This window comes from Streptomyces sp. NPDC047917 (genome assembly GCF_043204345.1).
Lineage (GTDB): Bacteria > Actinomycetota > Actinomycetes > Streptomycetales > Streptomycetaceae > Streptomyces > Streptomyces sanglieri.
In genome coordinates this window covers 22,331-45,580 of record NZ_JBIDCA010000014.1, presented here as the reverse complement: position 1 = coordinate 45,580, position 23,250 = coordinate 22,331, and the positions used below count along the sequence as shown (strand labels likewise).

19 protein-coding genes are annotated in these 23,250 nt (G+C 71.9%); 11 read left to right on the top strand and 8 right to left on the bottom strand.

The genetic code is table 11. The features are described 5' to 3' along the window. Nucleotides 1–17: 17 nt before the first annotated feature. Nucleotides 18–275, bottom strand: coding sequence for an acyl carrier protein (locus ACGF8B_RS31475; RefSeq protein WP_392745371.1), 258 nt, complete (start codon nt 273–275; stop codon nt 18–20). 3 nt (nt 276–278) lie between these two features. Continuing rightward, a complete protein-coding gene (locus tag ACGF8B_RS31470) occupies nt 279–1,352 on the bottom strand; it encodes an ACP S-malonyltransferase (RefSeq protein ID WP_392745369.1) in 1,074 nt (357 codons plus the stop codon). Nucleotides 1,353–1,464: 112 nt separating this feature from the next. On the opposite strand from ACGF8B_RS31470, the gene ACGF8B_RS31465 reads away from it, so the two are divergent. The 5 genes from ACGF8B_RS31465 (at nt 1,465) to ACGF8B_RS31445 (ending at nt 9,734) form a co-directional block, all read left to right on the top strand. After that, entirely contained in the window at nt 1,465–4,812 is a 3,348-nt protein-coding gene (locus ACGF8B_RS31465; protein WP_392745367.1) for a BTAD domain-containing putative transcriptional regulator, read from the top strand. A gap of 163 nt (nt 4,813–4,975) precedes the next feature. Then, a complete protein-coding gene (locus tag ACGF8B_RS31460) occupies nt 4,976–5,452 on the top strand; it encodes a DUF6630 family protein (RefSeq protein WP_392745366.1) in 477 nt (158 codons plus the stop codon). A gap of 352 nt (nt 5,453–5,804) precedes the next feature. Further along, the gene (locus ACGF8B_RS31455; RefSeq protein ID WP_392745364.1) at nt 5,805–6,311 is read left to right on the top strand and encodes a DUF6643 family protein; all 507 of its coding nucleotides are present in this window, start codon (nt 5,805–5,807) and stop codon (nt 6,309–6,311) included. Nucleotides 6,312–6,534: 223 nt separating this feature from the next. Continuing rightward, nucleotides 6,535–7,143 (top strand): hypothetical protein, encoded by a 609-nt coding sequence (locus tag ACGF8B_RS31450; protein ID WP_392745362.1) that lies wholly within the window; start codon nt 6,535–6,537, stop codon nt 7,141–7,143. Nucleotides 7,144–7,295: 152 nt separating this feature from the next. Next, nucleotides 7,296–9,734, top strand: coding sequence for a right-handed parallel beta-helix repeat-containing protein (locus tag ACGF8B_RS31445; RefSeq protein ID WP_392745360.1), 2,439 nt, complete (start codon nt 7,296–7,298; stop codon nt 9,732–9,734). Here the strand turns inward: ACGF8B_RS31445 and ACGF8B_RS31440 are convergent. Continuing rightward, the gene (locus ACGF8B_RS31440; RefSeq protein ID WP_392745359.1) at nt 9,704–12,145 is read right to left on the bottom strand and encodes a hypothetical protein; all 2,442 of its coding nucleotides are present in this window, start codon (nt 12,143–12,145) and stop codon (nt 9,704–9,706) included. The genes ACGF8B_RS31445 and ACGF8B_RS31440 overlap by 31 nt on opposite strands. 137 nt (nt 12,146–12,282) lie before the next feature. Between ACGF8B_RS31440 and ACGF8B_RS31435 the strand changes: the two genes are divergently transcribed. Further along, nucleotides 12,283–13,119: a DeoR/GlpR family DNA-binding transcription regulator gene (locus ACGF8B_RS31435; RefSeq protein ID WP_392745357.1), complete on the top strand. Its 837-nt coding sequence runs from the start codon at nt 12,283–12,285 to the stop codon at nt 13,117–13,119. 68 nt (nt 13,120–13,187) lie between these two features. Further along, a complete protein-coding gene (locus ACGF8B_RS31430) occupies nt 13,188–13,640 on the top strand; it encodes an SRPBCC family protein (protein ID WP_392745355.1) in 453 nt (150 codons plus the stop codon). Between the two features lie 78 nt (nt 13,641–13,718). Here the strand turns inward: ACGF8B_RS31430 and ACGF8B_RS31425 are convergent, their stop codons facing one another. Next, nucleotides 13,719–15,149 carry an amidase gene (locus tag ACGF8B_RS31425; RefSeq protein WP_392745353.1) on the bottom strand — a complete coding sequence of 477 codons (1,431 nt, stop codon included), beginning with the start codon at nt 15,147–15,149 and terminating at the stop codon, nt 13,719–13,721. Nucleotides 15,150–15,279: 130 nt separating this feature from the next. Here ACGF8B_RS31425 and ACGF8B_RS31420 point away from each other — a divergent pair, with 130 nt between their 5' ends. Together ACGF8B_RS31420 and ACGF8B_RS31415 are read left to right on the top strand one after the other, a co-directional pair. Continuing rightward, the gene (locus ACGF8B_RS31420; RefSeq protein WP_392745352.1) at nt 15,280–15,915 is read left to right on the top strand and encodes a TetR/AcrR family transcriptional regulator; all 636 of its coding nucleotides are present in this window, start codon (nt 15,280–15,282) and stop codon (nt 15,913–15,915) included. Between the two features lie 407 nt (nt 15,916–16,322). Further along, on the top strand, nt 16,323–16,802 hold the full coding sequence (locus ACGF8B_RS31415; protein ID WP_392745350.1) for an SRPBCC family protein: 480 nt from the start codon (nt 16,323–16,325) through the stop codon (nt 16,800–16,802). 30 nt (nt 16,803–16,832) lie between these two features. Here the strand turns inward: ACGF8B_RS31415 and ACGF8B_RS31410 are convergent, their stop codons facing one another. Then, nucleotides 16,833–17,963: a PLP-dependent cysteine synthase family protein gene (locus ACGF8B_RS31410; protein ID WP_392745348.1), complete on the bottom strand. Its 1,131-nt coding sequence runs from the start codon at nt 17,961–17,963 to the stop codon at nt 16,833–16,835. Between the two features lie 205 nt (nt 17,964–18,168). On the opposite strand from ACGF8B_RS31410, the gene ACGF8B_RS31405 reads away from it, so the two are divergent. After that, nucleotides 18,169–18,486 carry a hypothetical protein gene (locus ACGF8B_RS31405; RefSeq protein ID WP_365475645.1) on the top strand — a complete coding sequence of 106 codons (318 nt, stop codon included), beginning with the start codon at nt 18,169–18,171 and terminating at the stop codon, nt 18,484–18,486. A 187-nt stretch (nt 18,487–18,673) separates the two neighbouring features. Beyond that, on the top strand, nt 18,674–19,195 hold the full coding sequence (locus ACGF8B_RS31400) for an ATP-binding protein (RefSeq protein ID WP_392745347.1): 522 nt from the start codon (nt 18,674–18,676) through the stop codon (nt 19,193–19,195). Nucleotides 19,196–19,274: 79 nt separating this feature from the next. Here ACGF8B_RS31400 and ACGF8B_RS31395 read toward each other — a convergent pair whose 3' ends face one another. From ACGF8B_RS31395 to ACGF8B_RS31385, 3 genes are read right to left on the bottom strand one after another with little or no spacing between them, the layout of a single operon-like run. Next, entirely contained in the window at nt 19,275–21,839 is a 2,565-nt protein-coding gene (locus ACGF8B_RS31395) for an ABC transporter permease (RefSeq protein ID WP_392745346.1), read from the bottom strand. 4 nt (nt 21,840–21,843) lie between these two features. Next, nucleotides 21,844–22,632, bottom strand: a complete 789-nt coding sequence (locus ACGF8B_RS31390; RefSeq protein ID WP_392745344.1) for an ABC transporter ATP-binding protein — start codon at nt 22,630–22,632, stop codon at nt 21,844–21,846. Next, nucleotides 22,629–22,919 (bottom strand): SHOCT domain-containing protein, encoded by a 291-nt coding sequence (locus ACGF8B_RS31385; RefSeq protein WP_392745343.1) that lies wholly within the window; start codon nt 22,917–22,919, stop codon nt 22,629–22,631. Before ACGF8B_RS31385 ends, ACGF8B_RS31390 begins: the two co-directional genes overlap by 4 nt. Between the last annotated feature and the right edge of the window lie 331 nt (nt 22,920–23,250).

The following is a 23,250-nucleotide window of genomic DNA, read 5'->3' as shown; positions in this document are numbered from 1 at the left end:
CGGTGGTCGTCGCGGTCTCAGTGGCCGTCGCGCTCGGCGAGCTTGTTCGCTACGAAGGCGTCGATGGCCGCCAGCGAAGAGAAGACGTTCCTGAGGAGTTCCTCGTCCGTCAGCTGGAGCGAGAATTCACTCTCGACAGCGGTCAGGAGCTGAATGTATCCGAAGGAGTCCATCACTCCCGTCTTGAACAGATCGGTCTCGGCGGTCAGTTCGCCGTCGAACTCCACGAGGAACTGGTCCTCGATGAGCCGCTGTATGTACTGCTTCCTGTCCATGTCTCACACCCCGCTCTTGACGAGTGCGTTCCGGGTATCGGTCCTCTCGATGCTTTTCACCATGCGGAGAAGAGATTTTCCGCCTATCTCCTCGTACTCAAGACCGGCGCCGCGGGAAAGGAGATACCGAATGCTGTCGACCCATCGCACCGGCTCCACGATTTGTCTGCTCAGCATCTCCGGGATCGCACCCCGTTCGTAGGGGCGCCCCGTCACATTGGAGATCACGGTCGTTCGGGGCTCCGCGAACGTGAACCCGTCGAGGAAACTCTCGAATTCGGAGCGGGCCGGCTCCATGTGACGCGAGTGGAAGGCAGCGCCGACCCGCAGGGGGGCGAAGCGGATGCCCCGGTCCTTCAAAGAGGTGTGGGCGGCGCGCAGCGCGCTGTCGCTGCCGGCGATCACCACCTGGGCGTCGGTATTGTAGGCCGCCACGTCCACTCCATCGACGCCGTCCTCCCGCAACACGTCGAGCAGGCGCGGAGCAGGGGTGTTCATGACCGCGCTCATCCCGCCGCCCGACGCCGCCGCCATGAGTTCGCCGCGCTTGGCGACGAGCCGCAGACCCGTCTCGAAGTCGAAGACCCCGGCGGCCAGGAGCGCGTTGTACTCCCCCACGCTGTGCCCGAGGCAGTAGTCGGCGGGCCGACTCTCCCGGCGCTCGCGCTCGAACATGTGCAACGCGTTGACGGTGAACAGGGCCGGCTGTGTGCACTCCGTCCGGGAGAGCACGTCGTCCGGATTGTCACGGCAGCGCGAGACGAGGTCATACCCCAGGAGTTCGCAGGCGAATCGCGTCAGGCCCGGATAGCTGCCGAAAACATCTGCGCCCATACCCCGGAACTGCGCTCCTTGCCCGGGGAAGAATATCGCGAACACCGTGATGCCTCCAGGGTCTGCGCCGGTGGCTGGCCCACACCACTCGGCGATGTCGGTTCCGCACATGCTGTGCCACCCCCCTTGCGGTCCACTGGCCGGAATGCTGATGACCCGGCGCGATCCCTTGTCCGGATCCTTGCCTGCCGGCTGCCGTTCGCTTGCCGCTTCCATCGGTATACAGGAGAAGTAAATTGCCAATTACGTGATCGTTTATTGGCCATTCATCAGCCGAATCACATGACGGAACACCCCCTGTTCTAGGATCAATTGGCCGGAGAAGTCTCAAGCGTGGGAACGAATGGGGCCGAAGATGTCTGCACGTCAGGCTCAGAGCACACTGCTGCCTCCACCGTCGGCCGCCCACTCCGGACCGGTGCTCCAGGTCCTGGGGCCGATGTCGGCCCAGTACGAGGGGCATGACGTACCGCTCGGCCCGCCACGCCGCAGAGCGCTGCTCGCCCTGCTGCTGATCAGGCTGGGCCGGGTCGTCCCCACCACCGTGCTCGTCGAGGAGCTGTGGCGGGAGGACCCGCCCCGGCGGGCCGTCGCCACCCTGCAGAGCCATATCTCGCATCTGCGCCGGGCGCTGGCCCCCGCGACCGGCCCCGACCGGCCGGCGGTCCTCCGCTACCGGGCCCCCGGATACGTCCTTGAGCTGCCCCCGGAACAGGTGGACGTCCACCGGTTCGAGCAGCTCTTCTCCACGGGGCGCCGTTTCCTCGCCCGCCAGGATCCGGTGGCCGCCCGCGACCGGCTCACCCGGGCGCTCGGACTGTGGCGCGGCTCCCCGTACGCGGAGTTCGTCACTCACCAGCCGCTCGCCGACGAGAGCACCCGGCTGGAGCAGGTCCGGCTCACCGCCCTGGAGGCCTCCGCGGAGGCCGGTCTCGTCCTGGGCAGGACCGCTGAGGTGATCACGGAACTGGAACGTGAGGTGCGTCAGCACCCCACCCGGGAGCGTCTGGTGGGCCATCTGATGACCGCGCTGTTCCGGTCGGGCCGGCAGGCGGAGGCGCTGGAGGTGTACGAGTGGACGCGCAGCTATCTGGTCGAGGAGTACGGCGTGGACACGACGGCCGAGCTCCAGCAGCTGCACACCGCTCTGCTCCGGCAGGAGCTCGGTGAGCAGCGGACACGTGCCGTGCTGAGTGACGCGTCGCCGGCCGGGGCCGCCGGGCTCCCGCGGCCCGTCCGGACCGTGTTGTCCGGCGCGGCGGAGCGGGTGGCTGAGGTGCCCACCGGGGCCGCGAAGACCGCCATGCGCAGTATGGGCAAGCCGCAGGACCCGGACCGTACGGCAGGCGTCGCGTCCATGGCCCCCGGGCTCACCCTCCTCCAGTCCGAGCCGCCCCCGCCGTTGACAGGCCGGGAACGGGAGTTGCGGCGACTGGTCGCCGCGACGGCCGGTGCGGCGACGGGGCGTGGACATCTTGCCTGTGTGTTCGGCTCGTCCGGGCTCGGCAAGTCCCACCTGATGATGGAACTCGTCCAGCGCCTGCGGAGCATCGACGAGGGCATGGAGACGATCCGGAGCAGTTGCTTCTGCGGGGAGGGAGTCCCGCCGTACTGGCTGTGGACGCAGGTGCTGCGCCGGCTGTCGGCGGCACGGCCCGAGGCCTTCGAGGCCGCCGCCGCGCCGTTCGGCTCGCTGCTCGCCCCTCTGCTGCCCGGACCTCAGACCGGAACCGGCGCGGGGACCGGCCCCGGTCCCGGCGGCTCACCGAGCCCCTTCCGGATTCACGACGCGCTCTGCGAAGTGCTGCTCTCGCTGGCCGCGCAGCGGCCCCTGGTGCTGCTGCTGGAGGACGTGCACTGGGCGGACGCGGCCTCTCTGGACCTGCTCCGGTTGCTGACCACCCGTCGCCAGGGGCATCCCCTCAGCATCGTACTGACCGGCTGGGACCTGGAGGCCTGGCCCGATGCCTCGCGGTTCCGGGTGATGACCGAGGTGCTCAAGGGCCCGGACGCGGAGATCCTGCGGCTCGCCGGCCTGGCCCGTCCGGATGTCGCCACGCTGGTCGACGCGCACGCGGGGCCCGGCGTCGACGAGCGGATCATCGACGCGCTGCACCACCAGAGCACGGGCAGTCCGTATTTCGTCGTCCAGATGCTCTCCCTGCTCTGCGACGCCAGGGACCTGCGCGAGCCCGGGGCCACGGACGAGATCCTCGGCCTGATCGTGACGTGCGCGCGCACGGTACTGCGCCAGGAGTTCGCCATGCTGCCGGAACCCGTCCTGCGGCTGCTCCGGCTGTGCGCGGTCGTCGCACCCGATTTCGACCTGGACACGGTCTGCCGTGCCGTCGGAGGCAATTCGGCCATCGCCGTCGTGGAGTCGGCCGTCCGGTACGGCCTGCTCGCTCCGGACCGGCAGCGGGCCGGACGGCTCCGCCTCGCCCCTCCCCAGGCTCAGGAGGTGCTGATCGGTGAGCTGACGGAGCAGGAGTGCCAACGGCTGCACGCCCGGTACGCCGATGCGCTGTCCGCGCATGTCCAGATCGGCGGCGATCCGCGGGAGACCGGTCGCGTCGCCCGCCACGCCTGGCTCGCCAAGGACGTCATGCCCTCGGAGCGGGTGCTGCCCTGGCTGCTGCGCGCGGCGGAGAACGCGGAGCTGCGCCTGGCCTCCGAGGAGCGCGAACTGTGGCTGCGCCGTGCGGTCGGCCTGGCCGGCTCGCTGCCCGACGGGACGACCACCCGTGCCCTGAAGCAGCGGCTCCACCTGGAGCTGGGGCATGTACTGGGCCAGGTGCACGGATTCGGTGACGCGGAGGCGGAGGCGGAGATCACCCGGGGACGCACCCCGCACACGGCGCCTCATACGCCGGACGACCCGGCGGTACTGTCGTTGCTGGCCACGTCGCTTCTCGTCCGCGGCCGCTACGACGAGTCACAGCAGTTGTCCGTCCTGCTGCGGAACATCGCCGAGCGCACCGACGGCCCGACGGCCCGGCTCGGCGCGGCGTACGGCGAGGGTATGGCGCTGTTCGTCCGCGGGCACCTGTCCGATGCGCTCAAGGAGCTGGAGCCCGGCGCGGAACTGGCGGAGCGCCTCGCCTGTGAGGGCCGATTACCCGACGGAACGTACCGGTCCGACCCACGCGTCTCCTTCCGCTGCTACTGCATCCTGGCCCACTGGCTGCTGAACGACCGCGCGACGGCCGCGGAACAGCGCCGCCGCCTGCTGCGGCTCACACAGCACGGGAGCAGGCCGTGGGACCGGGTCCAGGCCCTCTACGTCGACGCGATCGTGGCCGCCTGGGAGGGAGACGTGGAGACAGCGCGGTCCTCCGGCACCGAGGGCGTCGGGCTGGCCGCCGAGCACGGGCTGTACTACTGGAAGTCGATGCTCCGTCTGCCGCTGGGCTGGGCCCTCACGTACGCCGACCGCCGCGAGGGGATATCCGACATGAAGAACTCGCTGGCCGAACTGCGGCAGTCCAGGACGAACATACGCCTCCCGCTCCATCTGGGGCTGCTGGCCCAGGCCCAGCACCACGCCGGGCAGCGGGAGGACGCCGTGGACACACTGCGCACCATGGTCGCGGTGGTCGAGCACCGGCGCGAGTACGTGTACCTCAACGCCGCGCTTCCCGCCACGCACCTGCTGCACGAGCTGCTGGGCCCGGAATCCGCGGAAACGGTACTGCCGGAGTGAGCGGTGTCACCCGCGGCCCCCGGTGAGCCGCTCGGGGTGTAGGTGTATCCCGTGAACGCCCGGAGGGCACCCGCCCTCGCCCCGGCGACGACACGGCAGCACGAACACCCGAGGAGCACACTTCATGTCCGGCACCGAATCAGTCCGAATGTCGTTGGAAGCCATGGCATCACTTCTCGCCCCGGCTCATCCCGATGTGGTCGAGCAGGTGTTGCACGCCCACGACGATCCCGAGGGCTATGTGCGGACGCACGCGGATCGGCTGGGTGAGCGCGGCATCCACGAGCCCGTCGCGGAACTCGCGTGGATAGCGCTCGTGGACGCACTCTTCGATCACCAACTGCTTGCGGAATTCGACTGGAAGGAGGATCCGCAGGAGATCCGGGCCCGCTTGAGGATGCTCGCCTCCCGGCCGTCCGTGGATCCCTGGGTGTTGTTCGAAGCCGACGAGATGTCCCTGCCGACCCACGAGTTCCTGACGGCCTGCGGTCGGCACTACCGCGATGTCGGCGCGGCGCTCGCCGTCCTCGACATCGAATCCGACTGCTACCCGGTGGTGTGTCTGCGCGCGGCGCGGGTCGAAGAGCTGGCGGAGCTCGCCGGCCGTGCGGGGTACGCCGCCCGGGGCCTGGGCGGCTGAGGGCGGTGCGGTGGCCACGGCGTGGTGGCGGCCCGGACCGTGAGGTGCGGGCGTTCTCCGGGGGATCACGCCGGGCCTCGCCCTGCCCGGCGACCGGCGCGTGCCGGGCGCGGATGTACTCCCGGAACTCGCCCTACTCACTGAACGGGAGGCGGATGTGAGGGAACACGCCACCGCCGTTCCGAGAAATTCTCCACGCGCTTGCGCATAGGGCCCCGCGACGGAAAAGCCCCCGCGACCGACGAAAGTTTATGGATCTCTTAGCAGGCCGGGCGGACAGAATCAGCGTAAAACGGATGACCCCAAGATTGGGACTCCCCAACCAGCACATCGTGGGCTTAACTTAGGTGTCATGACCTCCCCCCGCTCCACCTACGGCGGCGGCTACTACGCCGCACCGTCGTTCCCCGACACTCCGATCTACGACTCCCTGGTCGCGGAGCGGGGCACCCCTCAGATCGCTCCGATCCGAGTGCCTGCCGCCTATGACACCGGCAACAGCTACCTGCCGGCTCTCCCGGCGGCGCTGCCGGCTCTTCCCGCGGCGCCTTCCCAGCCCGGCCCGTCGTACGGCTACCAGCAGCCGCCGGCGCAGCAGGGTTACGCGCCGATGCAGCCCGCGCAGTTGCAGCACGCGCAGTTGCAGCACGCGCCGGCGCCGTACATCCCGCAGCAGCCGTCCGCGGCCCGGGGCGGATACCAGCCGCCCCACCCGCAGCAACAGCAGCGGCCCGCTCCGGGCACCGGCTACGAGGCGATGCGTCCCGCGGCTCCGCGTCCGGCGCCGCAGCGGCCGGCCCCGGCGCCCTCGCCGTACGAGGACCCGTACAACCGCCCGTACCAGGGCCGGGGGTACTGAGCCGACCTCACGCGCAGTCGCACGGAGTCGTCGTCGAGCCATGGGGACTCGACGGCGACTTCGGCGTTCCCGCACCGGACGGCCCGTCAGCCCGGCCCGGCGGACGGGAACTCACGGGGGTGGTCCGCGCGTTGGCCGGGGTGAGGTTGCTCTCTCTTCGCTCCTTCAGCACGCGAAGCGTGCCGTATCAGGCTAAGACGGATACGGAAGGGGGTGCAGGACTGTGCGAGCGGTTACGGGTGTATGGCGTTGGCGGCGCAATCCCCTGCGCCGCGCCACCGACCGGCGCGAGGCATGGGTGGCTCTTGTCGCGCTGCTCCTGATGGTGCTGGCGGCGCCGGCCCTGGGCCAGGTGTGCGGATCGTACGCGGACGAGGCCCTGCAGAAGTCGGTGCGGGCCCAGCAGGCCGTGCGCCGTACCGCCACCGCGGTCGTGCTGCGCCGGGCGCCGCGGCCGCCGCGTTTCGCCACCGATCCCGAGGTCTCCTCGGAGCGCACCTCGCAGATCCCGGTGGTGGCCCGCTGGAAGGCCCCGGACGGCACCGCCCGCCGGGGCACGGTGACGACCTCCTCCCGGAAGGCCGCCCCCGGCACCGAGCTGGAGATCTGGACGGACCTCGACGGCCGCCCCGCCCCGCGTCCGATGGACGCTCCGACGGCCCGTACGCACGCGGTGCTGGCGGGTCTCGGCGCGACGATGCTCGCCGTCGGACTGATCGAGGGCGTACGGCAGCTGATCGTCCGGCACATGATGCGGTCGAGGTACGCCCGGATCGACCAGGACTGGGCCAGGACCGGTCCGGACTGGGGCAGGACCGGCGCCGGCAGCTGATCAGCTGCTGATCGGGTCAACTCCCGCCCGCCGCGCGCGCTACGGTGGACCGGCCCGCCCGCCTTCCCGGTGGGCGGTCCCGGGATTCGCCGCTGCCGCAAGGCCGGTGACCCGGGCATCACACACGCACGAGGTGGGGGCACAACAGCGCCATGGCACAGGGCACGGTCCAGGTGACGCACACCGGCACATCGCGGTGGCGGCGCCGCACAGGCGAATACGCCTCCCTCACCGCAGCCCTGGAGGCCGCGGCCGACGGTGATGTCCTCACCATCGCCCCGGGCACCTACCGGGAGAATCTGGTCCTGCACCGGGCGGTGACGCTGCGGGGGCCCGAGGGATCTGTGGGCTCCGTACGGATCGCGCCGGCCGACGGGGTGCCACTGACCGTCCGCGCCTCCGCCGTCGTCTCGGACCTGCATGTGGAGGGCCAGGACTCGACAGCCCCCGCGCTGCTGGTCGAGGACGGCGCCCCGGAGATCGCGGACCTGCGGATCGTCACCCGGTCCGCCGCCGGGATCGAGGTGCGCGGCACGGCACGGCCGAACGTGCGCCGCTGCACGGTCGACAATCCCGCCGGGGTCGGCATCGCCGTGCTCGACGGCGCGGGCGGAGTGTTCGAGGAGTGCGAGGTCGTCTCCGCAGGGCAGTCCGGGGTCTCGGTGCGCGACGGCGCGCACCCGCGGCTGGAGCGCTGCCGGGTCCACCACGCGTCGGGCGCCGGGCTGAGCGTCACCGGCGAGGGCAGCGCCCTGGAGGGTGTCGGCTGCGAGGTGTACGAGATCAAGGGCAGCGGGATACAGGTGACCGCGCGCGCCGCCGCCCACCTCACCGACTGCACGGTGCACCGCACTTCGGCGGACGGCGTCACGCTCGACACCGACGCGGTCCTGACCCTCGCCGACTGCGACATCCACGACATCCCGGAGAACGCGGTGGACCTGCGTTCCCGTTCGGTGCTCACCCTGACCCGCTCCACGGTGCGCCGCTTCGGCCGCAACGGCCTCTCGGTCTGGGATCCCGGTACCCGGGTCGACGCCAACCAGTGCGAGATCCACGACAGTACGGGCGACTACCCGGCGGTCTGGGTGAGCGACGGGGCGACCGTGATACTGGACTCCTGCCGGGTCCATGACGTGCCGGACGCCATTTTCGTGCTGGACCGGGGCTCGCGCGCCGATGTCGTCGACAGCGATCTGTCCCAGGTCCGCAACACCGCGGTCTCGGTGAGCGACGGGGCGACCGCGCAGCTGGACGACTGCCGCATCCGTGAGGCCTCCACCGGCGCCTGGTTCCGTGATCACGGCAGCGGCGGCACGCTGAACAACTGCACCATCGACACGGCGCAGACCGGAGTGATCGTCACCAAGGGCGCCGACCCGACGATCGAGCGCTGCACGGTCACCTCGCCCGCCGAGGCCGGTTTCTACGTTTCCGCCGAGGGCCGCGGCACCTTCCACGGCTGCCGGGTCACCGGCAGCGACGGTTACGGCTTCCATGTGATGGACGGTTGCCGTACGACGCTGACCCGCTGCCGGACCGAGCGGTGCGCCCGCGGCGGTTACGAGTTCGCCGAGCCCCCCGTCGCGCACGGGGACGGCCGGGGTACCGGCCCCGTCGTGGAGGACTGCACCAGCGACGAGAGCGCGCTGCGCTCCCCCGCTCCCCCGGCGCCCGCCGTGCTGACGGCGACCCAGTCGGCCCCCGGACTGCTCGGCGGGGTTCCGGGGCAGCGCGCCGTCGAGCCCGCCCCGGTGGAGGTGCCCGCCACCGCGCCGGCGCGCGGCTCGGAGGCGGTGCTCGGGGAGTTGGACGCGCTGGTGGGGCTGGACAGCGTCAAGCGGGAGGTGCGGGCCCTCACGGACATGATCGAGGTGGGCCGCCGGCGTCAGGAGGCCGGTCTGAAGGCCGCGTCGGTCCGCCGCCACCTCGTCTTCACCGGCTCCCCCGGCACCGGCAAGACCACCGTGGCCCGGCTGTACGGCGAGATCCTCGCCTCGCTCGGCGTGCTGGAGCGGGGCCACCTGGTCGAGGTGTCCCGGGTCGATCTGGTCGGCGAGCACATCGGCTCGACCGCCATCCGCACCCAGGAGGCCTTCGACCGGGCGCGCGGCGGGGTGCTCTTCGTCGACGAGGCGTACGCCCTGTCGCCCGAGGACTCCGGCCGGGACTTCGGCCGGGAGGCGATCGACACGCTGGTGAAGCTGATGGAGGACCACCGGGACGCGGTGGTCGTCATCGTCGCCGGCTACACCCACGAGATGGAGCGGTTCCTCACCGTGAACCCCGGTGTGGCGTCCCGTTTCTCACGGACCATCACCTTCAGCGACTACGAGCCCGCCGAGCTGCTGCACATCGTGGAGCAGCAGGCCGACGAGCACGAGTACAGCCTGGCCTCCGGCACCGGGGAGGCGCTGTCGAAGTACTTCACCGAGCTTCCCAAGGGTCCGGCGTTCGGCAACGGCCGTACCGCGCGCCAGACCTTCGAGTCGATGGTGGAGCGGCATGCGGGCCGGGTCGCCCAGCTCCCGGAACCGAGCACGGACGACCTCACGCTGCTCTACCCGGAGGATCTGCCCGAACTGCCTTGAGCCCGCGGGGCGCCGGCGGCGTCCTCCACGCCGGCCTGGCGGGGCAGGACCGGGTCCAGTCGTTCCAGGAGCGCGGCCCGTTCCTGGGCGAAGACCGGGTCCGCCTGGTAGTCCGAGTGCCCCAGGACGGCTTCGGGCAGCGGATGTTCCCGGGTCCGGCCGTAGACCAGGGGGTCCTTCAGCGGCCCGCGGTCGACCTCGGGTCCGGGGGCCTGGTCGAGCCGGACCCGGCCGCCGATCGGGTCGGTGGCGCGCCACAGGTTGCGCCAGCAGTGCACGGAGCGGTGCATCGCGTGCAGCGGTCCGGGGCCGAAGTAGGCCGGGAACCAGCGTCCGTACAGTCGCTCGATCGGCGAGCCGTAGGTGAGCAGGGCGACCCGGCCGCGGGTCTCGGCGGGGAGCTGCCAGACCGCGGACGCGGCGAGGACGCTGCCCTGGGAGTGACCGGAGATGACGAGCCTGCCCCGGGTGAGCGCGGTCCAGGCGGACATCCGTGACGCCAGGTCGGGGACGGCCCGTTCGGCGTAGCAGGGCGGTGCGAAGGGGTGGGCGGCGCGCGGCCAGAACGTGCCGACGTCCCAGAGGATGCCGATGGTGCGCCGGGCCGAGGCGTCGCGGTAGGCGCGCCGTCCCCAGGTGACGAAGAGTATGAAGCCGAGGCCGACCATCCAGGAGCCGGTGGACTGGGCGGCCTGGGCGACGGACTCGATGAACGGGCCGTTGCCCTTCATCGCGAGTCCGGGCACCTGGCCGCTCACCCAGGCCCCGCAGACCGCCGCCGCGCCGAGCAGCAGGGTGGCGCCGCAGACCGGGCCGAGGATCCAGGGCGCGGAGTCGGTGAGGGCGGCCGCGGCCTGGATCCGGGCGATCTGCCGGGTCCGGGCGGGGTCCGGGCGTTCGTCCTCGTAGGCCCGGTCGATCCCGGGCTCCAGGGCGCGGGCGGCGAGCCAGGTCCGTACGAGCAGCAGCAGGGCCGGTACGGCCAGCAGCACCAGGAGCACGGGGATGACGGACGCCTGCCAGCTGAGCAGCACCGGCGGGCCCTCGATGACGGAGCTGCGGCCCATGCCGGGGGTGCCGGGTCCGTCGAGCCAGTCGGCGACGCGCTGGGAGACCCCGCCGCTCATGACGCCGCCGAGGGCGCAGGCGAGCATCGCGACGACGGGCCCGCCGAGTCCGTACATGACGGTGCGGGGCTCGGGGGTGCGGCGGTACAGGCTCAGTGACACCACGGCGAGCACGACGACGAGTGTCCCCTGGCCGAGGGTGATGACGCTGAAGGCGAGGTCTCCGGGGAGGGCGCCGGACGAGGCCCAGTCGGGGCGGGACCAGCCGGCGTACACCGCGGCGAGGACCAGCAGGGCCAGGGCGACGCCGGGCAGATAGGTGATGAGGGCGCGGTCGAGCCGGTTGTCGAGGCGCCGTTCGCTGCGGCCGCGGCGGCAGACCACCCAGAGCACGACGAGTCCGCCGAGGACCAGGGCCGCCTCGATCAGCCGGCCGATGATGCCCGGCACGGGACCGGTGACGGCACGGTCGTGACGGGCCGCGGCGCCCGCGACCGAGGCGGCGACGGTCAGGAAGCCGGCGGCGGTGTGGGCGGCGCGCAGCCGGGCGACGAGCCGGCGGCCGTACCAGAATCCGGGCCGGCCGAGCGCGGGGCGGACGACGGGCCCGGTGCCGGTGGTGGCCGGGGCGGGTGCGGGGTCGAGGTCCTCGTCCGGTTCGGTTCCGGTGAGCGGGCGCTGCGATTCGTATGCGCTCCAGGTCCGGTTGGACAGGAACCAGAGGAGCGCCACCAGGGCGGTGGGCACCAGTGCGGCGAGGGCCAGTCTGCGGCCCGGCTGGGACCACCAGCCGCCCTGCGCGGTCGACAGGAAGCCGAGCCAGGACCGCTGGTTCGAGCAGTTGGGCACACCCGCGCACTGCCAGGCCGCCAGGTCGAGCGCGACCTCGCAGGCCGCCGCCGTCAGCAGCACGGTGAGACTGAGCGCGACGAGCCGGACGAGGACGCCGTACAGCCGTACCGTGCGGGTGCGGGAGCGGGCGGTGGGGCGCATCCAGTGGGCGAGGTTGACCACCATGAACGGGAGCAGCAGCAGCCACAGGGCTCGGGAGCCGTTGCCGGAGGTCAGGTTGGACCAGCAGTAGGCCTCGGGGATGGGGCGGTCACGATAGCGCTCCGGGTGCTGTTCGGCGTCCGTGTCCTCGGCCCGCCGGTAGATCGCCGCGGTCGCGTCGCCGGTGATCCGGACCGTGCGCGGGTCGTCGAGCATTTCCTGGGGGGTGGCGCCGCCCACGCCGTGGACCAGCAGTTCCAGCGCGGGCCCGGGACTCTGTGGGGCCTGGGTGGCAGGTGGCACGGGAGTGGCTCGCTCTCTGGGTCGTGGGGGGTGTCGATGCGCGGACATCAGAATCGCGGAAGGGGGCCGGTGGCCGCACCGCTCTCACGGAATCTCCCCAGTGCGGCGCCCGGCGACACCGCGTGGCAGGATGACCCCGTTCGAAGAGACTGCTGCACGGCCAGAGGGAAGGACCGGACCCGGCGTTGAGCGACAATCAGAACCTGCTCGCGGAGCAGCGGCGCGCCCTGATCCTCGACGAGGTGCGCAGGCGCGGCGGGGTCCGGGTCAATGAGCTGACCCGCAGGCTGAACGTCTCCGACATGACGGTGCGCCGGGACCTGGACGCGCTGTCCCGTCAGGGGGTCGTCGAGAAGGTGCACGGCGGGGCCGTGCCGGTGGTCGAGGCCAGTACCCATGAGCCCGGTTTCGAGGCCAAGTCGGCGCTGGAGCTGAGCGCCAAGGAGGACATCGCGCGAGCGGCGGCGGCCATGGCGGTGCCCGGCAGCGCGATCGCGCTGTCCGGCGGTACGACGACCTACGCGCTCGCCCAGCAGTTGCTGGACGTTCCGGATCTGACGGTGGTGACCAATTCGGTGCGGGTCGCCGATGTCTTCCACGCCGCGCAGCGTCCGGGGGGCGCGGGCGGGACGCGGCCCGGGGCCGCCACGGTGGTGCTGACCGGTGGGGTGCGGACCCCTTCGGACTCGCTGGTGGGTCCGGTCGCCGATCAGGCGATCGCCTCCCTCCATTTCGATGTGCTGTTCCTCGGGGTGCACGGAATCTCGGTGGAGGCCGGGCTTTCGACGCCGAATCTGGCGGAGGCCGAGACCAACCGCCGTTTCGTCCAGTCGGCGCGGCGGGTGGTGGTGGTCGCGGACCACACCAAGTGGGGGACGGTGGGACTGAGTTCGTTCGCCTCGCTGGATCAGGTGGACACCTTCGTGACGGACGCGGGGCTGTCGGCCGCCGCCCGTGAGGAGATCGAGGAGCATCTGCCGGGGCTGGTGGTGACCGGCGCCGTCGCGGACGGCGACTCCTGAGCCCTCGCCCATAGCACGGATTCCGCTCGGCTCGCGACCTGCGGTGCCCGGGCCTCTAGGATCGTGCTGTGGCCGTCTTCCGGATCGAGCGCTTCACCTCCTTGCCCGCCGCCGAGTCCTGGCGCCGGGTGACGGACTGGGAACGGCACGCCGCGCAGGTACCGCTGACCACGATCACCGTCCCCGCGGGGCTGCCGACCGGCGTCGGAACCGTTTTCGTGGCACGTACGGGCGTGGGGCCGCTGGCGTTCGACGACCCGATGGAAGTGGTGCGGTGGACGCCGCCCGCGGCGGGGCGCGCGGGGCTGTGCCGGCTGGAGAAGCGCGGTTCGCTGGTGCGCGGCCGGGCGTCGATCGATGTGTATCCGACGGATTCCGGTTCGCATGTGGTGTGGGTGGAGGAGCTGGGCGTGCGGCTGCTGCCGCGCTGGTGCGATCCGCTGATCGCCGGGGCGGGCCGCCGGGTCTTCGGCCGGGTGCTCGACAGCATGCTCGACCGTCCGGCGGGGCGCCGTCCGTGATGTGACGCCGGGGCGGAGGCGCGGGCCGAGGGTGAGGGGTACGAGGGCCGCCGTACGCGCCCTGTCCGGCACAACGGCTCAGCCGGCCCGGCCTCCCACGCGCGGGTCGACCGGTGTGAGAACTCCGAGCCGGTCCTCGATCGCCTGGGCCGCGTCCAGGCACAGGTCCTCCCGGAACGCGCGCCCGACGATCTGCACTCCCGAGGGGAGCCCGTCGACCACGCCGGTCGGTACGGCCACACCGGGCACGCCCACGAAGCTGGTCACGCTGCACAGGCGCATTCCCGACCCGACCCGGTCCCGGCCTGCCCTGTCCCGCGACTCCAGCCCCGGCTCGACCGGTGGCTCGGTGAACGACGGGCCGAGCAACAGCGGGTATGTGTCGAGGAATTCGGCCCACGAGCGGCGAATGGTCATCCAGGTGCCCATCAGCTTCATGAACTCGTCCGCGCTTGCCGGCGGGGTCTGCTCCATCGCCATCGCGATGAAGCGGTCCCCGCCCTTGCCGAGCAGTCCGCGCACCACCGGCCAGGTCGGGGCGAACTCGGTCACGGTGATCCGGCCGTACGCTTCGAGAGCCTCGTCCATCCGCGGTACGTCCCTTACCTCGCGCACGTCGTATCCGGCGTCGCGGAGCGCATCGGCCGCGGTCTCGACGGCTCCGCGAATCGCGGGGTGGACGCCGTGCCCGCCGGGGTCCGCCACGACCGCGACCTTCACCGGTCCGGGGAGCGCTTCGCCGTACGCGGGCACCGGTACGGCCCGTGGGTCTCGCGGATCGGTCCCGGCCAGCACCTCGTAAGCCAGCCGCAGGTCGCCCACGCTCCGGGCCAGCGGACCGTCGGTGACCAGTATCTGGGAAGCCGGGCCCGGGTCGTCCGGGCCGAGAACGCGGTGGTCGGCGGGGAACCGGCCGGTGGACGGCTTCAGCCCGGCCACGCCGCAGAACTGGGCCGGGATGCGCAGTGATCCCCCGGAGTCGTTGCCGAGCCCGAGCGCGGCCATGCCCGTGGCCACGGCCACCGCGTCGCCCCCGCTGGAGCCGCCCGGGGTCCGGCTGCTGTCCCACGGGTTGACCGTGTCGCCGAACAGTTCGCTGCGCGTGTGCATCCCCGCCAGGATCAGGGTGGGGATGTTGCTGTGCCCGATGGGGATGGCCCCGGCCGCGCGCAGCCGCGCCACCGGGGGTGCGTCGGCCGGCGCCACCAGATCGCGGAAGCGCTCCGTGCCGAACGTGGTCGGCACGCCTTCGACGGCGGTGCTCTCCTTCACGGTGAACGGCACGCCCGCGAGCGGCCCCAGCGCTTCACCGGCGGCCCGCCGACGGTCCGTCCGTGTCGCGGCCTCACGTGCGCGCTCCGCCAGGAGCTGTGTGACCGCGTTCACTTGCGGGTTGACCTCGGCGATGCGATCGAGGTGACTGTCGACCAGTTCGAGTGCCGAGACGTGCGCGCCGCGCACGGCCTCCGCCTGGGCGGCGGCCGACATCTTCCAAAGGGCGTCCCGCATGACCTTCCTTCCTCCACCACGTACCGATGCACCTGCATCGGAAACACCACCGTACCCTGGTACCGATGCGATCGCATCGAATAAGGTGAACTGCGAAGCAGGGCGCCGTGGAACAGGGAGGCGAACGGGCATGCCCAAGCAGGTGGATCACGCGGGCCGACGCCGCCTCATCGCCGAGGCCGTCTGCCACCTCGCCGACGAACGCGGCCTTGAGGGCGTGACCCTTCGCGATGTCGCCGCTCGCGCGCAGGTGTCCATGGGCGCCGTGCAGCGGTGCTTCGGCACCAAGGAAGAGATGCTCGTATTCGCTCTCGGGCACGTCAGCGAGCGGATCAGCGAGCGCGTACAGGCCCGCCTCGTCAGGAGCCCGGCCCAGTCGGCCGGCACCGCCCTGGGCCATGCGGCCGACGAGATCTCACTGCTCAGGGAGGAGCACCGCGCCGAGGCACGGGTCTGGCTCGCCTTCGTCGCGCAGGCGGCTGTCAGCAAGGCGCTGGCCAGGACACTGAAGGCGAACTACGCAGCCCTTCAGGAGGCGTTCACCCGCCTCATCCCGGAAGCCCGCGAGGGCACCGACCGCGCCGTGCCCCTCGATCCGCAACGCGAGGCCCGCACCCTCCTCGCCCTTGCGGACGGTCTCACCACACACGTCCTCATCGGCCACCTCACCCCGCAAGAGGCACACGACGTCCTCCACGCACACCTGGCCGGGCTCTGGGAGCAGCCGGTCCGGCCTCCTCTCCCCCATCAGGACCGGACCGGGTGAGGCGAAGAAACGACAGGCGAATCAGGCCTCCCGCGTTCAGCGTCGGCTGTCACCGGGGGCGAGCAGGCCGCGGCGAGCCCGGCGATCGCCTCCGGAGAACCGCGGACATCAGAGCCGCTTCGCGTAGCGGCCGGAGCACATCACCGCAGGCGCGGGACCGAACCACCGCAGGCATGGGGGCATTGTCCGCGGGATGACTTCGGACCGCTCCCGCGAACAACACCCCGTCAGCCGCCCACCAGGGCCGACGGATCCTTGGCGCCGGATGTCGATCCGGCGTCCCTCAACCCCCGGGACCGACCCGTACCCGGGGGCGCGACGGCTCCGGCGACCACGACATCTGATGGCACGTCAGCTATGGTGTGGCACGGCCCCGTCCGCCATCGATCGCACGGGAGGTGCGCTCCATGCCACGCCGACTCCGTTCCGTGGAACTGGATTTCGTCGAATCCGCTCCGCTGCGACTGGTCTTCGCCGCCGAGGTGTCCGCGGCCCCCGAGGACGTCTACCGGGCACTCGCCGACGACGTGCCGGGCTGGCCGGGCTGGTTCACGGCGGTGACGTCGGCCCGGCCCACCGAGGACGGCGGAGGCCGCGAGGTCCGGCTCAGGGGCGGCTTCGTGATCCAGGAGACGATCATGGCGGCGGAGCCCGGCGAACGGTACGCCTACCGGGCCGACCGGACCAACGCCCCAGGGATGCGGGCCCTGTTGGAGGAGTGGCGGCTCACCCCGGCCGGGACCGGGACGCGGATCCGGTGGACGTTCGCCGCCGACGGTTCCGCGCCTTTCCGGTTCGCCCTGCGGCTGGCCCGGTCGGGCGTGGGCCGGTCCTTCCGGGACGCGGTGCGCGAACTCGACCGGCGGCTGACCGGATCCGCGGCCTGATCCGTCGCGCACCCCGCTCCGGCCATGCGGTCAGGGCCAGTTGCCGTCGGCCAGGAAGGAGTCGATGGTCGCCGTGTACGGGGCGATGTCCAGGCCCTGTGCGGCGAGCCAGCTGTCGGAGTAGTACTTGTCGAGGTAGCGGTCGCCCGGGTCGCAGATCAGGGTGACGATACTGCCGGCGCTGCCCTGCTCGACCATTTCCGCGACCAGTTTGAACGCGCTCCACAGCCCGGTACCGGTGGAACCGCCGGCCTTGCGGCCGATGGCCTGCTCCAGGGCGCGCACGGCAGCGACGCTGGCCGCGTCCGGCACCTTCATCATCCGGTCGATGGCCCCGGGTACGAAGCTCGGCTCCATCCGGGGCCTGCCGATGCCCTCGATCCGGGAGCCGCAGTCGCTGGTGGCCAGGGGGTTGTGCTGGGTCCAGCCGTCGAAGAAGCAGGAGTTCTCCGGGTCGGGCACGCAGATCCGGGTGTCGAACTGCATGTAGTGCACATAGCGGGCGATGGTCGCCGAGGTGCCGCCGGTGCCCGCCGTGGCCACGATCCACGTCGGCTCCGGATAGCGCTCCAGCTTCAGCTGCTGGTAGATCGACTCGGCGATGTTGTTGTTGCCGCGCCAGTCGGTGGCCCGCTCGGCGTAGGTGAACTGGTCCATGTAGTGGCCGCCGGTCTCCGCGGCGAGCGTGGCGGATTCCTCGTACATCTTCCGCGAGTCGTCGACGAAATGACATCGGCCGCCGTGGAATTCGATCAGCCGGCACTTTTCCGGGCTGGTGGTGCGCGGCATCACCGCGATGAACGGCACACCGATCAGCTTGGCGAAGTACGCCTCCGAGACGGCCGTCGATCCGCTGGACGCCTCGATCACCGGCTTGTCCGGCCGGATCCAGCCGTTGCAGAGCCCGTAGAGGAAGAGCGAACGGGCCAGCCGGTGCTTGAGACTGCCGGTGGGGTGCGTCGACTCGTCCTTGAGGTAGAGGTCGATGCCCCATGCCTCGGGGAGCGGAAAGCGCAGCAGGTGGGTGTCGGCCGAGCGGTTGGCGTCGGCCTGGACCTTGCGCACCGCCTCCTTCAGCCAGGCCCGGTACCCGGCGTCGGAGCGGTCGATGTCGATCGTCGCCGCGGCCCGGCCGCCGCCGCCGTGCTTTTCGTTGCCCATCAGCGCGTTCCTCCTCGTGTCGCCGTCACTCCACCGACAACGGTATTCCCCCCACCTGCACAAACGTTCACTTTGATGCTCCATAGCCCTGCCTTGGCGTGGACGGGCCGGTCTCTTCGAAACCGGATCGGGACGCGGCCTGGCGCGGCGGTCCCGGTTTGTGCAGACTTCCCATCAGAAGTGTCACGAAGGGGGCGAAGCAGCCATGCCGGAAACGGAGTTCAGTGCGACGGGGGTACGGATCGAGCGGTGGGCCCGCTCGCTCACGAGGGCCGGGCAGGTGATCGTCAAGGACGGCAGACTGGCCCTGCTGACGAGTAACGGGCGGGAGATCGACAGCGCCCCGGTGGTGTCGGTGAGCGCGGGCAGGCCGTGGTTCGCCGGAGCCGGTGCGGCCGTGGCCCGCCTGAACGGGACGCGGTACCGGCTGACGATGGGCCAGCGCAACCTCGGTCCGGACCGGGGCGGCCCGACCCGCCGGTTCCTCGAAACGCTGCGCAGCGCGGGCGGACGGATGACCTGACACCGACGGCCGTACCGGTCCGTCGCGAGTTGCGGAGCTGTGACCCCTGGGCGACATTGGACACGTCACTCATGGTTCACCGGTGGTGACACCGAGATCCACGCCGCCGGAGACCGGATCAGCGGCCGGTCGGCCGCGCGATCCGTTCCTTCGTCTTCTTCCGGACCTATTTCGGGGAGTCGCAGCCGTGATCAGCGAGCCAAGCAGGCACTGCACGGTGGAGCTCCAGGCCCTGCCGTCGCGGATCGGTCAGGTCCGCAGAATCATCTCGGCGCAGTTGCGCTACTGGCATCTCGATCCTCTGATCGACCAGGCCGCGCTCGGCGTCACCGAACTGCTGACCAATGTCCACCGGCATGCCCAGCCGGACAAGGCGTGCACCGTCGAGGTCGAGTTGCTGCTCGAACGGCTGACGGTGTCCGTCCACGACCACGACCCACGGCTGCCGACCGTGCGTGAGCCCAGTGCGTCCAGCACGTCGGGGCGCGGGCTCGCACTGATCGCCGCGGTCAGCGAGAGCTGGGGGGTCCGGCCGAGGGGCGGGGCGGGGAAGGTCGTCTGGTTCACCCTTCCGGCGCCTCCGCGATGCTTCGCGCTGCCACCGCATCCGGTGTACGGGGCCACCACCGACGGGCCGTTCGAGCTGGAATCCGTCATGTACCTGGAGAGCGGTACGCCCTTCGCCGCACGGTCGGCGGTGGTGGGCTGACCTGCCGGGCCCCGTGACGGAAGGTGACACGACGGGGAGGGCGAGCCGCCGGACGGCGGCTCGCCCTCCCCGTCGTGCGCTACTGGGCGGCGATCGCGCGGAGCACGTCGAGCCGTGCGGCCCGGCGGGCCGGGCGCAGGCCGGCCAGCGCTCCGGCGACGATCCCCACGAGGGCGACCGCCAGGAGCCGTAGCGGCGGCAGGTCGAAGGCGACTGCGGTGTCGCCCGCGGACGCCTCGACCAGGACCCACCCGAGGAAGCCGCCGAGCAGCAGTCCGCCCGCCGTGCCGAACGCGGCCACCAGGACGGACTCCCAGCGGACCATCGAGCGCAGCTGGCCCCTGGTCTGTCCGACGGCTCGCAGCAGACCCAGCTCCCTGGTGCGTTCGTGCAGGGCCAGGGTGAGCGTGTTGGCGATGCCCAGCAGGGCGATGAGCACCGCGAGTGCCAGCAGGGCGTAGACCAGGGTGAGCATCATGTCGATGGCTCCGGCCGAGGACTTCGCGTACTCGCCGCGGGTCTGTACGTCCGGGTTGCCGTACGCCGCCGCGGTCCTCGCGACCGCCGCCTTGCCGTCGGCGGTGGACACCCCGGGTGCGAAGGAGACGGCGATCAGCGAGTCGGAGTCCTGTGCGCGGTGCGGGGCCCAGGCCCGGCGGGTGATGACGTAGTCCCCCGCCAGTTCCGGCCGGTCGTAGACGGCACGGACGGTGAAGTCCTGCCGGGCGCCGTCGGTGAAGGTGAGCCGGACCGGGGATCCGGGGCGCAGACCGCGCTCGGCGGCCTCGGCGGCGGAGACGGCGATCCCGTTCGTACCGAACCCGGTCAGCGAGCCGTCGACCCTGCCGAGGTCGAAGACCCTGCCGAGCGCGGCCGGGTCGGTGACGGTCAGGGCGCGTCCCGCGCCGTCGACCTCCGCGACCCCCTTGCCGAGGCCGACGGCGGTGGCGACCTGTGGCAGCCGGCCGACGGCCGGGGCCAGGCGGGGGCTCAGTCCGCTGCCGCCCGCGCCGAAGGCGGGCGCGCTGATGGCGACATCGCCCGCGAAGGACCGGTCGACGGTCCGGTTCATGGTCGCCTTCAGCGAGGCGCCGAAGACGGTGAAGAGCGAGACCACTGCGACGCCGATCATCAGCGCGGTCGCGGTGGACGCGGTCCGCCGGGGGCTGCGCAGGGCGTTGCGCCGGGCCAGCCCCCCGGTGACGCCGCGCAGCCGGCCGAGCGGTGCGCCGAGGGTCCGTACCGCGTACGTGGCGGCGACCGGGCCGAGGATCACGAACGCGGCGAGTGCCGCCACCGCTCCGAGGGCCGGCAGCCAGACCGAAGGGACGGCCAGGGTGCCGCACAGGATGGCGCCGACGGAGGCCGGCAGCAGGACCAGCCCGGTGACGGCCCGGGGCCGGGACGCCCCGGAGTCGTCGACGGCGCTCTCGCGCAGGGCGGCGAGCGGCGCGGTGCGTCCGGCCCGGACGGCGGGCAGCAGGGCGGAGCCGAGGCAGACCAGGACGCCCACGGCGAGCGGCAGCACCAGAGAGACGGTGCCGATCACCAGCGAACCGCCCGGGAACGGGAATCCCACGGCGGGGAAGAGGGCTTGCAGTCCGGCGGCGATCCCGATGCCGCCGGCCAGACCCGCGGCGGAGGCGATCACCGCGACCGCGGTCGCCTCGACGAGGGTCGCGACGACGACCTGACGGCGTGCCGCGCCGAGGGCGCGCAGCAGCGCGTTCTCCCGGGTGCGCTGGGCGACGACGATGGCGAAGGTGTTGTGGATGGAGAAGGTGGCGACGAGCAGCACGATCCCGGAGAACACCAGCAGCAGCGTGGTGAACAGGCCGAGGAAGGCGCCGGAGATCATGTCCCGGTTCTCGGCGGCCGCCGCCTGCCCGGTGATGGCCTCGACGCCCTTGGGCAGCACGGGCCGCAGCGCGTCGACGAGTTCCCGCTGCCCGGTTCCGGGGCCGGCGCGGACCTGGATGGCCGATGCCTGGCCGGGCTTCGGCGTCAGGTACTTCTCGGCGTCGGCCTGCGTCATCGCCGTGTAGGTGACCTGCCCCATGCCGTCCTGGCCGCCGAAGGTGGCCAGTCCGACGATCCTGACGTGTACGGGGTCGGGGGTGCGCAGCACGGTCGTGTCGCCGATCCTGAGCCCGCCCCGGTCCGCGGTGCCGCGGTTGACTACGACCTCGCCGGGGGCGGCGGGGGCTCGTCCGGCGGCGAGCCGGTACGGGTTGAGTTCCGGGTCGTCGATCCAGTTGCCCGCGAGGGTGGGCGGGCCCTGTCCGCCGACGGGTTTGCCGTCGGCGCCGATGAGCTGGCCGGCGCCCTGGATGTCGGGGGCCGCCGCGGCGACGCCGGGAGTCCGTTCGATCCGCTTCACCAGTGCGGTGCTCACCGGCTGCCGGGTACCCCGGGTCTCACCGGCGACGGTGATCACGTCGGTGCCGCGCACGACGGCGTCGGTACCGGCGTTGGCGTCGGTGAACATGGTGTCGAAGCTCGCGCGCAGGGTGTCGCCCATGACGAGCGTCCCGGTGAGGAACGCGACGCCGAGCAGGACGGCGACGAACGTACCGGCGAAGCGGCGCTTGTGGGCGCGGAGCGAGGAGATGCTCAGGCGTACGGAGGCACGGGTGCCGTTCATGCCGTCACCGCCTGCGCGAGGGGTGGGGGGCGAAGGACTTGAAGCGGTCGAGCACGCGCTCCGCCGTGGGGTCGGGCATCCGGTCGACGAGCCGGCCGTCGGCGAGGAAGACCACTTCGTCGGCGTGGGCGGCGGCGACCGGGTCGTGGGTGACCATGACGACCGTACGGGCGGTCTGCCGGACGGTGCGGCCGAGCAGCCGGAGTACTTCCTGGCCGGAGCGGGAGTCGAGGTTGCCGGTCGGTTCGTCGGCGAAGACGACGTCGGGGCTGCCGGCGAAGGCCCGCGCCACCGCCACCCGTTGCTGCTGTCCACCGGACAGTTCGCCGGGCCGGTGGTGCAGCCGGTCCCGGAGCCCGACGGTGTCGACGAGGGTGTCGAGCCACTCGCGGTCGGGCCGCTTCCCCGCGAGGTCCAGGGGGAGGGTGATGTTCTCGGCGACGGTGAGCGTCGGCAGCAGGTTGAAGGACTGGAAGACGAAGCCGATCCGGCTCCGGCGCAGCAGGGTGAGACCGCGGTCGTCGAGTGCGCTGATGTCGGTGTCGCCGATGAAGGCGGAGCCCGAGGTGAGCGTGTCGAGCCCGGCGGCACAGTGCATCAGGGTGGACTTGCCGGATCCGGAGGGCCCCATGATCGCGGTGAAGCGCCCGGTCGGGAAGTCGACGCTCACCCCGTCCAGTGCCCTGACCCGGGTGTCGCCCGTGCCGTAGAGCTTCACGGCGTCGACGACCCGGGCGGCGGGGGCGGGAGTGGCGGCGGAGGCGGGTTCGGAGACGGGGGCGGTGGTGGTCATGCCACGCCTCCGTTGCTGCCGCGGCCGAACTGTTCGTCCAGTACGGAGAGCCGGCGCCAGTACTCGTCCTCGTCGATCTCGCCGGCCGCGAAGCGCCGGCCGAGCAGGGTGATCGGTGACGGCTCGGCGGATGTTTCCCCGGTGGTACGGGCCTGCCAGGGTCCTCGTCGGCCGCGCCGGACGGTACGGCGCAGCAGGGTGACGCCGCCGATGACGACGGTCGCCCAGAAGAGCGGGAAGAGGAGGATCCAGGGCCCGGGTCCACCGCTGTACGCCAGGGTGTTCATCTCGGTCGGCTCCCTCGGTTCAGGGGTTGGAGTTCAGGTTTTCCTGACGCTTCCGAGCCTCGCCGAGAGCGGCTCCCGAGTCGTCGTACGGCCAGCGGCCGTGCGCGTACCCCCCGGGGAGTACGTGGCGCCGCCGCGGCTGCTCCCGTCGACGACCGGGGCCGGGACTGTTCGTACCGGTAGGCGCGGGCGGACGAGCTCTGCGGGCAGGATGATCGGGCCGCCCTGGAGCTCCCGTGGGGGTGCGTGCGAGGTGGGGACCGGCCCCGGGTCCGTCCGGCAGCGGGCGCGGGCCGGGCCGGCGGCTGCCCGCGCAGTCGGCGCGCTCACC

Coding starts and splice junctions, on each gene's coding strand:
- ACGF8B_RS31475 (WP_392745371.1), bottom strand. CDS start 275: ATGGACAGGAAGCAGTACATACAGCGGCTCATCGAGGACCAGTTCCTC.
- ACGF8B_RS31465 (WP_392745367.1), top strand. CDS start 1,465: ATGTCTGCACGTCAGGCTCAGAGCACACTGCTGCCTCCACCGTCGGCC.
- ACGF8B_RS31460 (WP_392745366.1), top strand. CDS start 4,976: ATGGCATCACTTCTCGCCCCGGCTCATCCCGATGTGGTCGAGCAGGTG.
- ACGF8B_RS31455 (WP_392745364.1), top strand. CDS start 5,805: ATGACCTCCCCCCGCTCCACCTACGGCGGCGGCTACTACGCCGCACCG.
- ACGF8B_RS31445 (WP_392745360.1), top strand. CDS start 7,296: ATGGCACAGGGCACGGTCCAGGTGACGCACACCGGCACATCGCGGTGG.
- ACGF8B_RS31440 (WP_392745359.1), bottom strand. CDS start 12,145: ATGTCCGCGCATCGACACCCCCCACGACCCAGAGAGCGAGCCACTCCC.
- ACGF8B_RS31425 (WP_392745353.1), bottom strand. CDS start 15,149: ATGCGGGACGCCCTTTGGAAGATGTCGGCCGCCGCCCAGGCGGAGGCC.
- ACGF8B_RS31420 (WP_392745352.1), top strand. CDS start 15,280: ATGCCCAAGCAGGTGGATCACGCGGGCCGACGCCGCCTCATCGCCGAG.
- ACGF8B_RS31415 (WP_392745350.1), top strand. CDS start 16,323: ATGCCACGCCGACTCCGTTCCGTGGAACTGGATTTCGTCGAATCCGCT.
- ACGF8B_RS31410 (WP_392745348.1), bottom strand. CDS start 17,963: ATGGGCAACGAAAAGCACGGCGGCGGCGGCCGGGCCGCGGCGACGATC.
- ACGF8B_RS31405 (WP_365475645.1), top strand. CDS start 18,169: ATGCCGGAAACGGAGTTCAGTGCGACGGGGGTACGGATCGAGCGGTGG.
- ACGF8B_RS31395 (WP_392745346.1), bottom strand. CDS start 21,839: ATGAACGGCACCCGTGCCTCCGTACGCCTGAGCATCTCCTCGCTCCGC.
- ACGF8B_RS31390 (WP_392745344.1), bottom strand. CDS start 22,632: ATGACCACCACCGCCCCCGTCTCCGAACCCGCCTCCGCCGCCACTCCC.
- ACGF8B_RS31385 (WP_392745343.1), bottom strand. CDS start 22,919: ATGAACACCCTGGCGTACAGCGGTGGACCCGGGCCCTGGATCCTCCTC.